This is a genomic window from Niallia tiangongensis, assembly GCF_044704065.1.
In the GTDB taxonomy this organism is placed as follows: Bacteria; Bacillota; Bacilli; order Bacillales; family Cytobacillaceae; genus Niallia; species Niallia tiangongensis.
In genome coordinates this window covers 2,400,260-2,416,098 of sequence record NZ_CP162613.1, presented here as the reverse complement: position 1 = coordinate 2,416,098, position 15,839 = coordinate 2,400,260, and the positions used below count along the sequence as shown (strand labels likewise).

Here is a 15,839-nt window from a genome sequence, read left to right as displayed (position 1 = left end):
CAAACATTTAGCTATTTTTTAAGCTATTATTATTATTTTATCACATTCCTACGTGCAGTTTAACCTGTAAGCATTATTACCCAAACTTTATAAAATATACAATATAATAATAATCGACATTTATTTTTTTCTTCCCTGCTGAGTATATATTTATCGTATAAGTATCATTTTGAACAAGCCCTTTTATTTCCTCGCTTTGCAAAAATTGATCCAGCGATCGTTTAATGGCCCGTGCTATCTCCTCTTTGTTTTTATCTTTTGTTAAAAAAAACGTATAAATATCGATGATTACGTTTTTCTCCGTTGTATCTGTTCTTATTCTTTCAATATTATATTCCTTTCCTAACAAGAATCCTTCATTGAAATAGGGTGATAATTTTAACCATCTTTCTCGTCGATCCACTATTTGTTTATTATAATAAGAAACCGTCACTGGTGCTTTATGATGGTATTTATGTAAAATTTCTTTAACCCTCCTAAGTTCTGATTCCTCTGTTACTAGTTCAATATCTTCTGGAAAGGATACAATCCATCCTATTACTTTTCCTTGATCTGAATAGTCTACTGGCCATAGTTTTAACCTTTTCTCGTTTGCCTCTGAAACTATTTGATACGCAGCTTCGTCAGTGCCAAACGCTTTTATATCATAATCCAATTGGACAACATACGTAATGTCTTTTTCCTTCAATAGTTGATAGACAAAGCGAATGATTTCCGACTTCTTTTGATAGAGTACTTCCTTCTCTACGCCAATATAAACTTCTGCTTCCCCAAAATTGACAAAGACAGAAAAACCATCTTCCTGAAATACTTCTGTTAATCTTGCTTTAATCATTTCGTCCAATTTATTTCCTTTATAAATCATTAATAAATCAGGACCTTGTTTCGCTTGTGTTTTTTCAACAATTCCACTATTCATTGCACCGCCAACGATAAGAAGATGGAATATGATGAAAGAATACAACACAGTCTTTTTTGCATTTATCAAGTTCTCCTTCTTTCCATCATTAAGTGTGAAGGCATAAACTAGTGATTCCCCTTTCTCATGCAGCATAGCCTCGAATGTAGCAACCGAAATTCCATTTGTTGCTAGTAGCTGTAGAAAGGAAAATAATCTTCTTCTGATTTCTCTTATTGATTTTCCTATGATTCTAGCAATCTTTCCTATTTCTAGTTGAAAATAGTAATGTAGCAATAGGATTGACTGATCCATTTTGCTTATCGAATCATATGAATATTCCGAAAATTTATATTCTAATACTGTTCTACCCTTTTCACCCTTCAACTGTTTTAAGATGTATCGGTATCCTCTTTCATTTACATGTGGGGCATACCACTTTGTCGAAGGCTTTATTAAAAAAGCCTTCACGATTTCAAGTGATTTTTCTCTATCGCCTGTAATGAATTCTGTAAATAAAAGCCAATCTTTTACTTGATTGATTTGGACTAGCTTGGACCCCTTCAATAAACCCCCTCCCTTAAAAAATGATATCAAGTATCGAACTCTACCTCTTTTCTATTATCCCCATAGATTTTTATTACATAGGAAACATAGTTAAACTGGCTTTGAATGTCTTCATGTTTTAGAAATAATTGTAAGGATCTTTTTAACTCTTTGGCCGTTTCCATGTTTTTTGCCATATCTTCCTCTGTTGTGAAGGCTAGTTCTGTATAGATATCGAATTTCAATTGATTGTCTTCATATGTTGGATACACATCATACACTTTATATTTTTTTCCACCAAACATATAGGCTTCTCCTAGAGCAGGGAGAATACCCCATATAGCGTTTTCCATTTGTACGACGTCTGCACCGACCTTACCAATCGAAAAATTCCACTCTAAATCATACTTTTTTATAATATTTTTAATTCCATCCTTTAACTTCGTTTCTTCTTCTTCTGGAATCGATTCAGACAAAATGATTTCCGTTGAATCTCCAGATGGATCACTTCCAAAGCTTTGCATATAATAATATGGGGTTGATGTAACGAATTCGAATATCTCCTGTTCCATTTCCATCTGTTTATTCGCAGCTTTTTGTTCCTCTGTTAGTTCTACGTCCACCACTTGGTTAACTTCTTCATATTTAATTTCATAAACCAGATCTCTTTCCTTTAAATAAGAATCGATTAGCACTGTTACCTCTTCCTTATTTTCTAGACTCTCTGGTGTGACAAATTGAACGTATAGCGTATTATTTTCTATTTCAGGATAGGTATAAATATCTGTATACCCTTTTTGTTGAATCTCCCTTCCTAACTGTAACACCCCTCCCTCTTTATAAATTTTATACACATCTGGCCCTAAACTAACTCTCGTCTTTCCAAGTGTTTCCTGATTAATAGATCCTCCAGCAAATAAAACCAACAAAGTGAGTATAATCACTGGGGACTTTCTCCAACTCCTTTTACTAGTCTCTATATGTAGGGTTTTCTTTTCTGTAACTTGATTAAGCTGTAACGAACTTTTTAGTAAACTAACCTCTTTTTTTATAACATCCTCTATATGATGAATGGGAACTAATTTGCCATTATTGGTATATATAATAAGGGAAGAATAAATAACTTGTTTCGCTTTTCTTTCTGAAATCGGTAGATATTGTGCTATTTTTTTATAAGAAAAACCGTAGTAATACTTTAGTAAAAAAGCAAGCCGAGCTTGTTCGTCAAGTAAACCTAGTCGAGTTAATAGAATACTAGAATCCAAGGATTTATAGATAATCTCCTTATTGCGATAATATTTTATATATTCCTTGATTATTGGTTTTAGATAAAAACGTGCAGATGACGGAAAGGACCACTTATCCCTCACTTGATCTATCGTTCGATCTAACAATCGTTCTGCTAGTCCACTATCTCCAGTTAATAAGAATGCTAGTAAATACCATTCATCTATATTATCTTGTATATTTATTTGTTTTTTCCATTGTTTACGACGTAAATTCAGGGCATGTTCCGCCTTTCTAGTAAGTCTCCATATATTACCTTTATTTTAAAGGAAGATAGAACGGTTGTCATTATCTTCTGTTTGAAAATTCGTTCTTGAATAAATATTCAGTTTAAACTATTAATCTCAAACGTGCTGTACTTAGCGAGTTTACAATAGTAATAATTTTTAACAACAAAATTCAAGCACAAAAAAACTGCCTTGATACTACAAAGCAGTTTTTCCCTATGAAAAATTAGGATAATTCCAACATTCTATCCAATGCCAATTTTGCATTCGAGGCAATTGGCTCTTCGACAATTATTCGATTACTTTCAAAATCCTCTTCAATGGATTCTAAGCACCATACAAAATGAGGCAAATCAATCCGATTCATTGTTAAACAAGCACACATATAGGGATTGAGGGAGATGATTTCTTTATCTTGGTGTTCTTTTATAATCCGATTGACTAAGTTCATTTCTGTACCGATGGCAAAAGCACTTCCTGGCTCTGCCTTTTCGATTACATCTATAATATAGTTTGTTGAACCAGCTAAATCAGATGCTGCTACGACTTCTCTGCTGCACTCAGGATGGACAATGATTTTCATATGTGGATATTGTTTTCTTACTTGCTCCACATTTTTAACGGTAAAGTTCTCGTGGACAGAGCAATGCCCCTTCCAAAGGATTACTTTCACTTCTTCCATTGGTCCTTCATAGACAAGTTCATTTTTGATTGGATCCCAAATCGCCATTTTTTCTAAAGGAACCCCTAAATTATAGGCTGTATTTCTGCCTAGATGCTGATCAGGTAAAAATAGTAATCTTTCCTTTTGTGTAAAAGCCCAGGATACCATTTTTTCAGCATTGGAGGAGGTTACGGTTGCTCCTCCATTTTCTCCGACAAATGCTTTAATAGCTGCTGTTGAATTGACATAGGTAAGCGGAATAATCGTGTCGCCAAACAATTCCTGAAGCTTTGTCCAAGCTCGATTTGTTTGATAAATATCGGCCATATCAGCCATGGAACAACCTGCTCGCATATCTGGCAAATAGACTTTCTGCTTCTCTGTTGTTAAAATATCCGCTGTTTCTGCCATAAAATGAACACCGCAAAAGACAATATACTCTGCTTCTGTATTTTCTGCAGCAACTTGTGCTAACTTTAAGCTATCCCCTGTAGCATCAGAAAATTGAATGACTTCATCCTTTTGATAATGATGGCCTGGAATAAATAGTTTTTTGCCTAAGCGTTGCTTGATACTTTCTACTCGTTCTTCTAATTCTGTGTTTGTCATCGCTAAGTATTTTTCAGGTATCGTATTCGATGCTTGTAACCCCTCTAAAATATTCATTTCCCTCTCCCCTTTTATCCTTTAATGAATACTTACTTTTACACTAATATCTAAAGCTTTCACAGAATGCGTTAAGAAACCCAATGAAATATAGTCCACTCCACAATTACGATAAGAAGCTAGATTATCTAGAGTAATTCCTCCTGACGCTTCTGTCGTCACAGTTTCTGGAACATGAGAAATCCATTCGACGATTTCTTCTGGCTTTCGATTGTCAAACATAATTACATCAGCGCCAGCTGCAAGTGCTTCTAGCATTTGTTCCTTTGTTTCTGTTTCCACTTCTACTTTTACCATGTGACCAATCGACTTTTTAACTGCTTGCACTGCATTGGCAATGGAACCAGCAAATGCAATATGATTATCTTTAATCATCACAGCATCATACAGTCCAAAGCGATGATTATGTCCTCCACCAACCGTTACTGCATATTTTTCCAGCATCCGTAATCCTGGTGTCGTTTTTCTCGTATCACAGATTTTCGTGTAGCCGCTATTTAATGTATCAACTGCTTCACGAGTTTTTGTTGCAATCCCACTCATTCTTTGGACAAGATTTAAAATAACGCGCTCGCCTTTTAATAGCTCTCTAATATTTCCTCTTGCAGTCGCCAATTTTTGCCCAGCTTCGATTCGATCTCCATCCTGGACAAGCATGGTTACTTCTATTGCTCGGTTTAAAACCTTGAATCCTATCTGAATAATCTCTTCCCCGCAAAAAACACCATTGTCTTTCGATAGAAAAACAATTTCCCCTTGCTGCTCTTTAGGAAAAATCGCATCTGTCGTCACATCACGTTCGCCAATATCTTCAATAAAAAAAGCTTCCAGTTGTTTCTGCAATTTTAATTGGTTCATTTTGATTCTCCTTTGTACGCACTCGTTTAAAGCTGACCTTTTTCTTTATCCATTCATCCATTTCCACAGGATAATCGGAGCGAAAATGGCCGCCTCTACTTTCTTTTCTTTCTAAAGCAGATTTTGTAATAAGTAAAGCAGTCAAAAGCATAAAGTATTTCTCTATCTCTTCGATTGATTTATTCTCTAAAGAGATTTTATCCTGATCCGATATTCCGAAATTTTCAAGCCACTGCAGATGCATGCGTAAATTTATTTCATTACGGACAATGCCCACATTTTCCATCATTTGTCTTTGAATTTCTGCTTTTTCTGGAAAAATGGGAGAGAAGTTCGGATTTCTTTCTTTGTTTTCCGTTTTAATACACTGCTCTTTTATTTTTGGCGACTCTTGAAGAAGCTTTGCCAGGTTTTTCCCCATATATAATCCCTCTAAGAGAGAATTGCTTGCTAGGCGGTTGGCACCATGAAATCCAGTGCAAGCTGCCTCTCCAATTGTATATAGATTATGCACCGTTGTTCTACCATACAGATCTGTGTCAACTCCACCCATTAAAAAATGGCTACCAGGAGCAACTGGAAGTAATCCTTTTTGCAAATCAATGCCTTGCTCTACACACATTTTTGTGATGGAAGGAAATCTTTCTTGAAAATTAGCAAGCATTGAAATATCTAAATAGACTTTCTCCCCTTTCGATAAATACTGATAAATTGTTTGGGAGACGATATGGCGTGGTGCTAAATCTTTATAGGGATGGACTTTTTCCATGACATACTCTCCAGAAGCTGTAACTAATCTTGCTCCATCTCCTCTAACTGCTTCTGAAATAAGGCCAACCGTTTTTCCGTTTACATAGAGTAGTGTAGGGTGAAATTGTACGAATTCCATATCACTAATCGAAGCTCCAGCTAAATAAGCAAGCGCAATACCATCACCAGTAATGGTGGAAGCACTACTGGAATAAGCGAATAGCTTCCCACATCCTCCTGTTGCGATAACCGTATGAGCGCTATAAAATTCCGAACGAGTGCCATCTGCTAATATTCCTTTTGCGCCAAAACATTGATTAGTATTAGTATTTACCATTAATTCATAGACAAAAACATTTTCGATGATTTCTATATTGTTAGTCTTCGTTTCCGTTAAGTATTGCATCACCTGTCTTCCCGTCGTATCGCCGCCACTATGGACAATTCTTTTTTCAGAATGAGCCCCTTCCATTCCTAACGCAAGATTTCCTGCTGTATCCTCATCAAATGCGCATCCATCATGCCATAGTTCGTTTATTAGGCTAGGTGCCGCTCTTGTCATTTCTGCAACTACTTCGGGATTATTGTGAAAGCGTCCTGCTTCTAACGTATCAAGTGCGTGCTTTCTATAATCATCTGAATCCCCCATACTTGCAGCGATTCCACCTTGCGCTAAATAAGAATTGCTCATTTTCGCCTTAGACTTTGTGATAATAATCACATTCAATTCAGTTGAAAGTTTTTTAGCTAGCTGTAAACTAGCGATTCCACTGCCAATAATCAATACATCTGCGTCCATTTTTCACCCTCCTGTTTTACAGGTGTCTTGACACTTATATTTACATAGATTTAAAATTATGACAAGTGTTTTTTTTTAAAAGATTTTCAGTTACTTAAGTTCCTATTTTTAATAGCAAATGAAAAAGCGATAACAATGCAATCCTTCGTCTCCTACTACTTAAACCTATTGGAGGAATTTCTTATGAAATATTTTGATCATGCAGCTACTACTTCTTTGGATCCTGATGCTGCTTCTACCTATGTGGAGGTTGCTTGTAAATATTTTGGTAATACGAATAGTCTCCATGATATGGGAGATACGGCTAGTAAAATCATTGAGAATTGCCGCGACGAATGGGGAAGATTAATAAACGTTGATAAAAATGGGATTTATTTTACAAGTGGCGGCACGGAAAGTAATTTTCTTATCTTGCAAAGCTTGCTATTGGCATCAAAAAAGGAAGGAAAACACCTCATTACATCGTCAGCAGAGCATGCTTCGGTTCATAGTACGATGCATGCTTTAGCAGACAAAGGCTATGAAATTACGTATCTGCCCTTATTGGAAACTGGCGTAATCGATACTCAGCTGCTAGAGGAATCCATTCGACCTGATACCGTTCTTGTTTCCATCCAGCATGTAAATTCTGAAATTGGTGCTATCCAACCAATTAAAGAAATTGGTGCGATATGTAAAAAGAATGATGTCCTTTTTCATAGTGATATGGTGCAAAGTATTGGGAAGATAGAGGTTAAGGAAGTAACCCAATTTGTTGATGCCTTGTCACTCTCGAGCCATAAATTTTATGGACCAAAAGGGGTCGGTGTAGCCTATATTAACCCGAATACACCTTGGATGCCATTATTAGCGAATGGAAGTCATGAAAATGGCTTTCGTTCCGGCACAATAAACACAGCTGGGATTGCGAGTATGACAGTTGCTGCGCAAAAGGCGTGTTCGACGATTTCGGATAATGAAACTAAGCTTTCTCAGCTACGTAAGTTATTTACAGAGATGATAACGAAAGAGTCCGTTACTATTTTTGAATGCAAGGACCAATACCCAGGAATTATCGGATTGAGGGTTAAAGGATTGGAAGGCCAATGGCTTATGCTTGAATGCAATCGTCGTGGATTCGCCATTTCAACAGGAAGTGCATGTCAGATTGGAAAACAGGCTCCTTCTAAAACAATGAAGGCGTTGGCTCTGCCAGATGGAGAGGCAAAAGAATTTATTCGGATTTCGATGGGAAGAGATAACACGGAAGAAGATGTAATTGATTTGGTAAATGTAATCAATGAGATAGTTTAAAATTTATTAGAATAGACATCAAAAAATGCTGAACCTATCTTTAGTAATAATTAATAAAAGTTGAAAGCCTTATTCTGCGGATTTAATAAGGCTTTCAACCTTCAATTGGTATGAAGTTATGAGAGTGTCTTAATCATGATATAGTCAATTTGCTCTTCATCCCCCATATAAAAAGAATGAGCACCAGTTTGAACGAATCCATTTTTTTGATAAAAACCTATAGCATTTTCATTTTTTTCCCATACTCCTAGCCAGATCTTCCTTTTGGATTCCTTCTTAGCAATTTCAATAGCTTTATTTAATAGAAATTGCCCAAGTCCATGTTTTTGAAAATTGCTCTTTATATAGATTCTTTCTATTTCAAGTGAGTCTTCCCCCATTTTCTCAGATTGTGCATCCTTCATATTGACCTTTAAATATCCAGCTAGTTCGCTATTTAAATAGACAAAATAGAATTGTGAAGAAATATTGGATAATTCCTTTTCTAGTTGTTCCAAGTTAAATGCTTTTTCCAAATAGTCCTTCATGTTTTCTGGTGAATTTTGATTTTTGAAAGTCTCATCAAATGTTTCATAGCTTATATCTTGCAATTTATGTATATCGGAAAATGTACATTTTTTAAAATGAATAGTCATTTAACTTTTTCACTCCTTGATTATCAATAATTTCGCTTATTCCCTTGCTTCACGTACTCCCAGTCTTTTTCAATATTTTTTCTTACTCGTTGAAGAAAGTTAAACATGACTTCAACCTCTGCCTTGGAAAAACCCGTTAAAGCAACTTCATTTGAATACTCATTTTCTTTTTTTATAAAAGGATAAACGGCTGCCCCTTTCTCTGTTGGAAAAAGTTTTTTTATTTTTTTGTTATGTTGATCATCCTTTTTTTCAATAAATCCATTAATCTCCAATTTCTTTATAGCTCTTGCTGCCGTTGTTCGATCTACTTTAATCATCTCTGATAATTTTTCTTGAATGATTCCAGGGTTTTCACATATTCTCACAAGGTATAAATACTGCCCCTTAGTGAGATTATGTTCTTTAAATTCGATATTGCTGATTGAATCTAATGCTCTTCCAATCATTCCAATCTCACGAAGAATTTCTTTCATCCTTTCACCCACTCCCATTTATATTGTTGTATTTACAACAATATTTAAAATTAAAGATAACCTATTTTTGTTGCAATTGCAATCAAAATATACGGACATAACATTTTTTTATGTTAAGTTACTTTGCAACCTATTTGGAAAAAATTCTTATTATTTTATGAACAACCGTTAAATCGCTTCAATCCCATAATCCCATATCCTTTCACCATCCACTTAATGCATTAAAGTTTTTTGTTCTTTTTATTACTAGAAATCTTATACTTTCACCAATAGATTAATTTCCAAATAACACTCCAAAACCTTCAAATACGCTTACATAAAACTTTTGAAAAAATGTCATATTAATTAAGCAAAGGGAAAAACACTTCTAATTTAGTGTCTCAATTTCAAAATTTTGGAGGGAATTTTATGAAAAAGATTAGCCATCGTGTGGAACTAACAACTGCAGAAATAGCAAACCTTTGGACTCAATACATAAATGATTCCTTATCAATTTGTATTCTTACCCATTCAATCGAAAATGCTAAAGACAAAGATATGATAGAGGTTCTTAAATTTGCCCTTAAGCTTGCCGAATCTCATATCGTAAAAATCACAAGTTTTTTTAATCAAGAGAACTTTCCCATTCCCAAGGGCTTTTCATTGGAGGAAGATGTAAATTTAAATGCTCCTTCCCTATTTACAGATACCTATATCCTTGCATATATGCACGTTATGACATTACTTGGATTAACGGGATACGCAGGAGCGGTTGCAACTTCATCCAGAGAAGACCAATTAGATTACTTTATCAAATGTAATAATGAAACGATGCAGTTACATAAACGAATCGTTACCGTTATGTTGAATAAAGGATTATATAGTAAAACTTCTAGAATCAATAGACCAAATCAAGTCGATTTTGTCGATGATCAGAGTTATTTAGCAGGCTGGTTTGGGAAAAAACGACCTTTAAGTGTTATTGAAATAAGCGGAATGAGCTTTAACATGAAAAAAGACGTTGCAAAAACGGTATTAGAATTAGGTTTTGCTCAAGTATGTCAAACAAAAGAAATACAAAAATATTTTGAACGTGGAAAGAAAGTATGTTTAAATCACTTCACTACTTTTAATAATATACTGACAAAGGAAGACTTATCTTCTCCAAAAACATGGGTTTCGGAAGTAACGAATTCCACTGTTTCCCCTTTTTCCGATAAATTAATGCTCTATCATATTGTTACATTGGTTTCCGCAGCTGTTGGATATTATGGCGCTGGTTTAGCCGTTTCCCAACGGAGAGATATAGCTGTTGAATACGCTAGATTTATGGCTGAAGTTGGTTTGTACGCAGAAGATGGATGTGAGTTATTAATAAAGCATGGTTGGTTAGAACAGCCTCCTTTAGCTGATAACAGAGAAAATTTAGCAAATAAGAAGTAATGGGCAGCCTATGCGAAAAGGAATAGTTATCGAAAATATACTATGGAGCATAGCATTACCAGGCTTTGCTCAATTACTTAACAAAAAATATCTAAAAGGATTTTTCTTTATCGGCCTTGAATTTTTGATTAATATTCAAGCAAACTTTAATCAAGTCATATTACTTAGTTTTCATGGGCGAATTCAGGAAGCAATTGAAATCACGAATTTTCAGTGGTTAATGTTTTATCCCTGCTTATATTTCTTTGCAATGTGGGATGCGTGTAGGGATTCTGGAGTAAAAAGCTCCGTCTTTGCTTATCTTCCATTCGTGTTTTCTGCATATTTTGTTACAGCGGGATTGATTTTATCACCAGATCTCAAAGTATTCGGAAAGCTATTGGGACCAGTATGGCTGCCAATGTTATTTGTAATACCAGGTGTCTGCATTGGATTTATACTAAAAAAAATCTTATCTACTTTCACTTAAAAAAATACCAAAATGAGGTATTTTTTGTTTTCTTATTTTTTCTATTATTTATCGAAATTTGTTTTTCGTTTTTTGATAATAGGTAATGATTTCGCCTTCATAAATAACTGTAAAGACTCCAAATGGTGTGAGAGACTGCTGCTGTGCCATTTCATGATGATGATTCAGCTCTTTCACATTTACAATTAAATCAAGCTCATTCGCTACAGCCTTTAGGTTCTTAATAGCATCATGGGTGAATGGACATTGATCCGATTTAAGCACAGTAATCCATCCTTATCTCTATATATTCTCTACGTTTCCTAAGCCATCCTTTTTCTAGTTCAATACCTTCCCCATAATCACATACGAAGCCTCCTGTTCACTAGGAATAAACGGTTCCTTTACGACAATCCATCCCATTTGCTTATATAAGTGACGGGCGACTGTATTGTTTACTTGTGTTGTTAATACAGCCGTTTTGTTTACAACGCCCTTTAACAATTCATGAATAAGCTTTTTTCCATAGCCTTTATTTCGATACAACGGATGGACTACTAATTCAACTACTTCAAAACAATCTTTTAGCCATGTTTCATACTGTTTTTGACTAACCTCTTTGGAAAGCAATTCATGATAATACTGTCCAGGTAAAGAAGTATATCCATATGCAAATCCTAAGAGTTCCTCTCCAGCTGTAATGATTATGTAGCCCCTAAATCCTTCATTAGTGGTATGCCTAATCAATCGTTCCTTTATGGACTTATTCCATACTTGTTTATATAATTCTTCCTTTTTATTGATGATATTTTCGTTTTTATCTATTGCTAATAGCTGAACCACTTTATCCCCTCCCAAATTTCCTATTGTAGCTTCCTTTTTAAGCCCTCATGTGTTATTTGAAAACCTAATCGTTCATAGAATCTCAAAGTATCTTGCCTTTGTTTATCTGTCGTAAGCTGGATTAAATGGCAGCCACGTTCATTAGCGCGTTGGATCGCCCCACTTGATTAATGCCGTACCTACTCCTTTTCCCCTAGCAGAAGAAGCAGTCCTTACTCCTTCGATAGTAGCTCTCCATCCTCCTTGATGGGTGATATATGGTGTAAAAGTAATTTGCTGCACTCCTACTACTTGATCTTCGACACATGCTACTACTAATTCATTATTGTGGTCTGCAGAAATAGCCTTATATGCCTCGATGTAGCTATCTGGCAATGGTTGTTCATAACGCTCCCGTTTACTCCCTAAAAAATCGTCCGCAAGCATTGCAACAATTTGATCTAAATCTTGTTCTGTCGCCATTCTAAACTGTAATTCTTCCATCCAAATCTCCCCTGTCAAAAAAATAATTCCTTATTTACTCATTTCTTGATTCTGTGCATATCCCCCAATCTCCTTTTAAACAAAAAGTTTTTTTTTTGAATAACAGATTGAATTTTCCAACATTTAAAAACAAGCTAAAAGGGTAAATTAAAACTAATTATTCAATAGATAAAGGAGAGAGATCATGAAGAATTCAAAACAAGGATTCATCCCCATTGTTTTAAGTAAATTAGGATTCCTATCATTCATTTTTCCTTTACCCCCTCTTCTTGGCTTGCGGAAAATGATCCAAAGTATTATTTAAAAGCAAAAAAATAGACCAAACACCATATTGGTCTATCTTGCTGACATTTTCCGATATATAATCAAATTAACGGCATTCAGTACGATTGTAACAAAAATAAGGACCGTTGCTGCTACCACCACACCGCCAGTAGTGTCCAGAAGTGCACTCCAATCTTCAATCATAACGAGATGATAGTTATAGAAAATCTGAAAAAATAATGCAATCGCACAAGCACTCATGCTGACAAAAGCAGTCACTAGCCGATTTCCCTGATTCTCGCTTTTATTTCGCATAAGATTAACAGCCGGCAAAATCCAAGCAATCAATCCAAGCACTAGGCTGCCAATATTAAGTAAATCTATCATATATAGGGCCTCCTTTGTTATATGAATCTCAAATTCCCAATACTTATCGAAAGGTAAATATTCCCTAATCACCCAAATAGGATTTTAACATAAATTAACAATTAATCATAGTAAAATTGTAACCCTTTATACTAGTCTGCACGGACTCTTATTACTATGAATTTTAAAAACTAGCATAACCTTTTTTTCTTCATTAATTTACTAACCATTGAAACCATCTACCATGGCCGTCCGTTTCTGCAATTGTATTTTCACTCTTTTTACCAGCCAAATAATAATTTAAATGTAAGAATCTATCTTGAATATTATTGTATAGATGAAATACATCTCTTTGTGCCCCAATAGCATCTACCGTTTGTAATAGATGTTGCTTCCCTGTTATTGGTATTTGATTAGCTACATGGGTATGAAAAATGCAAATAACACTATCCTCTAAAATAGTTTCGACGTACTGAGATAGCAAGTTTACTCCATCCCCATTGATTAAATTTAAGGAAGCCTCTTTGCTGTAATGTACCGCTTTTTCAAATAAGAATAACCTCTCTTTATGTTCTGGCCATATTAAAGATTTTTGCCACAATTCCTCTTCTTCATCAAGTAAATCAATCGTATGTAAATCAAAGCCCATCCTTGTTGTAACGGGTGGAGCTGTTTTAAGAAGGAATGGCCTATTAGCTCCTTTTATTTCTGCTTTAATAGGAAGCTCAGAATCTATCTTTCCATACCATTCATCTTTTCCGTATGAATAGGAATACTTATCCCAGTTAAGCTGTAATCCTGCGCTAGTGCCTATTTCAATTAGTGCTAAAGGCTTCTTTGCTTGCTCATAAATCATTCAAAATGGTGGATAAAGATAAGAACATCTTCGCACCTCATTCGTTTGCACCAGCTTCGTTTGGAGAATTACTTCGATCTCCTTTTGATAATTCAAGCAAAAATCTTTAAAAATAGAAAATGAATCTTTAAATGACTTTGGTGTCTCTACGATACTCGGGTAATAATCCTTTAATGGGTGTTCGGTCCCCTTAGTGAACCGCGCCAAATAATAGATTAGGGACAGGCTGCCCCTCTCTAGCCCTACTAGCTATTTTAAGAAGAGAATTATCCATAGCAATTTGTTTTGACAAATATTCATAGATTAAGCTTGATCCCTTACATTCCTTTTCTGCAAAGGTTAAAAAGGTTTGAGACAGAGATTTATTTGTACTTATCAAACTAATCATCTCCTTTAAACTTATTAAAAAGAATTTATATCTTAAATAACTTTTATCGTTCCACTAAGTATTCATTTTGTGAAATTATCTCTCTAATTTCATTGTGACACTCTTCCAATATTCCCAAGCTTTTAAATATGCCCCCATATCTTCGGGATGGTGTTTGATACAGATTCCTATTCTTAGGTATAAACCAATTAACACCAAATCATATGTATTTTCATAATTATTTACAACCATTAGATTTGCTGCTGCATCAAATGTTTCCCTAGTTAAATCCTCCGGGGACGAGCAAAAGGCGTAAATTAAATCATACATCGGATCTCCGATAATCGGCGTTGGGTCAATTACACCCGTTAACTTTCCATTGTTAAAAATGAAATTATGCACGCCACAATCTCCATGAATTAAAAATGGTTTACGATCATTGTTAATCTCTTTAACTAGATTATGTATTAAATGATAGTCATCCTTGCTTAATCGTGAACCTATCAATTTATAAGCTTCTGCTATTTCAGCATTAAGAAAAACTTTCCAAGAATCTGTCGGTTCATCTGCCCAGCCCCACCCAAATTCTTGATCTGTAAGCTTATAATTATTTATAAGCTCTTTCACAAGTTCTTGGAGCATTTCCTTTTTATTTTTTCTAAGATATTGAGTAGAACCATCTATGTAGGAATATAGGATATACCTATTTGTATGCTCAACGAAAAGCAGTTTAGGCAGTAAGTTTAATTCCTTGTATGTATGAAGAAAATGCGACTCCGCTTTAATAATTTGCGAATCATTTGCTTTCACAACATATTTTCTTCCATCATTATGCAGAAGAAACACTTGACTGACCGTACCGCCATTTAATTGTTCATAATCTGTTTGGTTGGAAGGTATTATTTTATTATGTATTAGCTCTTTTATTATCTTTTCTATGTTCATACTTCCCCTCTACTTCACTTATTTCTTCTTAGCCAGTTTTATCTATGTCCATCTATTCGTGCCTGAATGTACCCGTAATACGCACATGTTCCATTTTGACTTAGGTCTTTTACTTCAAAGCCACATTTCTCATAAAAGCTGTAATTATTCGCAGATGTATGCGCAAACCAATCACCATGGGGAAGCTTTTGAACACATAGTTCCACTAACTTTTTGCCAATGCCTTTCCCGTGATATTCTGATAAAACAACTAAATCCATTATATTTGCAGCCATGATCTTATCTGAGATAACCCTAACCATTCTAGTCATTTTATTTGGCTGTTTTCGTAAAGTTTGTTGCTATGACCCGCAGCCTGAATACACTCCGCTTTCCGTGGGGCTCGCGCTGAGCCGCTTCGGCTTCGCCTGCAGGGTCTCAGGCTGTCTCGCTAATCCCACAGGAGTCTACGTGTATTCAGGCTGCTCAGATTTCCTCATTAATTGATTTTTTCTATTGAGAAAGCAACAATCTTTTAGAAAACAGCCTTTTATTTTGATTCCAAACCGTAAATACCCAAGTAGAGTTTGGGAATATGCGTGTAAACTTCTCTTGCTGCCAAGCTGGAGTATTTCTTGTCCAACCAGCATCTTCAAATAATGCTTCCACATAGTCAGCTGGAACATCCTCCGTACCTTCTCTTATTACGAAGCCGTTAAAATATTGGTACATGGTAAATGTCTCTTTTATATTTAGGGGATTTTTTA

15 protein-coding genes and 3 pseudogenes are annotated in these 15,839 nt (G+C 35.2%); 3 read left to right on the top strand and 15 right to left on the bottom strand.

Annotated features, from left to right (window positions below):
* Positions 1-76: 76 nt before the first annotated feature.
* The 5 genes from AB3U99_RS11475 to nadB form a co-directional block, all read right to left on the bottom strand.
* Positions 77-1,465, bottom strand: a complete 1,389-nt coding sequence (locus AB3U99_RS11475; protein ID WP_400247704.1) for a DUF4030 domain-containing protein — start codon at positions 1,463-1,465, stop codon at positions 77-79.
* A gap of 26 nt (positions 1,466-1,491) precedes the next feature.
* Positions 1,492-2,709: a sigma factor-like helix-turn-helix DNA-binding protein gene (locus AB3U99_RS11470; protein ID WP_400247702.1), complete on the bottom strand. Its 1,218-nt coding sequence runs from the start codon at positions 2,707-2,709 to the stop codon at positions 1,492-1,494.
* Positions 2,710-3,184: 475 nt separating this feature from the next.
* Positions 3,185-4,288, bottom strand: a complete 1,104-nt coding sequence (gene nadA, locus AB3U99_RS11465) for a quinolinate synthase NadA (protein ID WP_400247700.1) — start codon at positions 4,286-4,288, stop codon at positions 3,185-3,187.
* A 21-nt stretch (positions 4,289-4,309) separates the two neighbouring features.
* The gene (gene nadC / locus AB3U99_RS11460; protein ID WP_400247699.1) at positions 4,310-5,146 is read right to left on the bottom strand and encodes a carboxylating nicotinate-nucleotide diphosphorylase; all 837 of its coding nucleotides are present in this window, start codon (positions 5,144-5,146) and stop codon (positions 4,310-4,312) included.
* Positions 5,100-6,695, bottom strand: a complete 1,596-nt coding sequence (gene nadB / locus AB3U99_RS11455; protein WP_400247697.1) for an L-aspartate oxidase — start codon at positions 6,693-6,695, stop codon at positions 5,100-5,102. Before nadB ends, nadC begins: the two co-directional genes overlap by 47 nt.
* A 183-nt stretch (positions 6,696-6,878) precedes the next feature.
* On the opposite strand from nadB, the gene AB3U99_RS11450 reads away from it, so the two are divergent.
* Positions 6,879-7,988, top strand: a complete 1,110-nt coding sequence (locus AB3U99_RS11450; protein WP_400247695.1) for an IscS subfamily cysteine desulfurase — start codon at positions 6,879-6,881, stop codon at positions 7,986-7,988.
* Between the two features lie 116 nt (positions 7,989-8,104).
* Here the strand turns inward: AB3U99_RS11450 and AB3U99_RS11445 are convergent, their stop codons facing one another.
* Both AB3U99_RS11445 and AB3U99_RS11440 read right to left on the bottom strand, forming a co-directional pair.
* Complete coding sequence (locus tag AB3U99_RS11445; protein WP_400247693.1) at positions 8,105-8,623, bottom strand: GNAT family N-acetyltransferase; 519 nt, start codon at positions 8,621-8,623, stop codon at positions 8,105-8,107.
* A 23-nt stretch (positions 8,624-8,646) separates the two neighbouring features.
* Positions 8,647-9,099, bottom strand: coding sequence for a MarR family winged helix-turn-helix transcriptional regulator (locus AB3U99_RS11440; RefSeq protein WP_400247692.1), 453 nt, complete (start codon positions 9,097-9,099; stop codon positions 8,647-8,649).
* A 408-nt stretch (positions 9,100-9,507) separates the two neighbouring features.
* Here AB3U99_RS11440 and AB3U99_RS11435 point away from each other — a divergent pair, with 408 nt between their 5' ends.
* Both AB3U99_RS11435 and AB3U99_RS11430 read left to right on the top strand, forming a co-directional pair.
* A complete protein-coding gene (locus AB3U99_RS11435; RefSeq protein ID WP_400247690.1) occupies positions 9,508-10,521 on the top strand; it encodes a DUF3231 family protein in 1,014 nt (337 codons plus the stop codon).
* Positions 10,522-10,531: 10 nt separating this feature from the next.
* Entirely contained in the window at positions 10,532-10,990 is a 459-nt protein-coding gene (locus AB3U99_RS11430; protein WP_400247688.1) for a hypothetical protein, read from the top strand.
* A gap of 48 nt (positions 10,991-11,038) precedes the next feature.
* Here the strand turns inward: AB3U99_RS11430 and AB3U99_RS11425 are convergent, their stop codons facing one another.
* From AB3U99_RS11425 to AB3U99_RS11390, 8 genes and pseudogenes are all read right to left on the bottom strand, one after another.
* On the bottom strand, positions 11,039-11,254 hold the full coding sequence (locus AB3U99_RS11425; RefSeq protein ID WP_400247686.1) for a hypothetical protein: 216 nt from the start codon (positions 11,252-11,254) through the stop codon (positions 11,039-11,041).
* Between the two features lie 54 nt (positions 11,255-11,308).
* Positions 11,309-11,812 (bottom strand): GNAT family N-acetyltransferase, encoded by a 504-nt coding sequence (locus AB3U99_RS11420; RefSeq protein WP_400247684.1) that lies wholly within the window; start codon positions 11,810-11,812, stop codon positions 11,309-11,311.
* Between the two features lie 20 nt (positions 11,813-11,832).
* Positions 11,833-12,295: pseudogene (locus AB3U99_RS11415) on the bottom strand (N-acetyltransferase family protein).
* A gap of 336 nt (positions 12,296-12,631) precedes the next feature.
* Positions 12,632-12,946, bottom strand: a complete 315-nt coding sequence (locus tag AB3U99_RS11410; protein WP_400247682.1) for a hypothetical protein — start codon at positions 12,944-12,946, stop codon at positions 12,632-12,634.
* 193 nt (positions 12,947-13,139) lie between these two features.
* A pseudogene (locus AB3U99_RS11405) lies at positions 13,140-14,169 on the bottom strand (DUF2332 domain-containing protein).
* Between the two features lie 75 nt (positions 14,170-14,244).
* Positions 14,245-15,093, bottom strand: coding sequence for an aminoglycoside phosphotransferase family protein (locus AB3U99_RS11400; RefSeq protein ID WP_400247680.1), 849 nt, complete (start codon positions 15,091-15,093; stop codon positions 14,245-14,247).
* Between the two features lie 38 nt (positions 15,094-15,131).
* A pseudogene (locus tag AB3U99_RS11395) lies at positions 15,132-15,407 on the bottom strand (GNAT family N-acetyltransferase); the annotation flags it as partial.
* A 178-nt stretch (positions 15,408-15,585) separates the two neighbouring features.
* The gene (locus tag AB3U99_RS11390; protein ID WP_400247679.1) at positions 15,586-15,804 is read right to left on the bottom strand and encodes a hypothetical protein; all 219 of its coding nucleotides are present in this window, start codon (positions 15,802-15,804) and stop codon (positions 15,586-15,588) included.
* Positions 15,805-15,839: the final 35 nt, after the last annotated feature.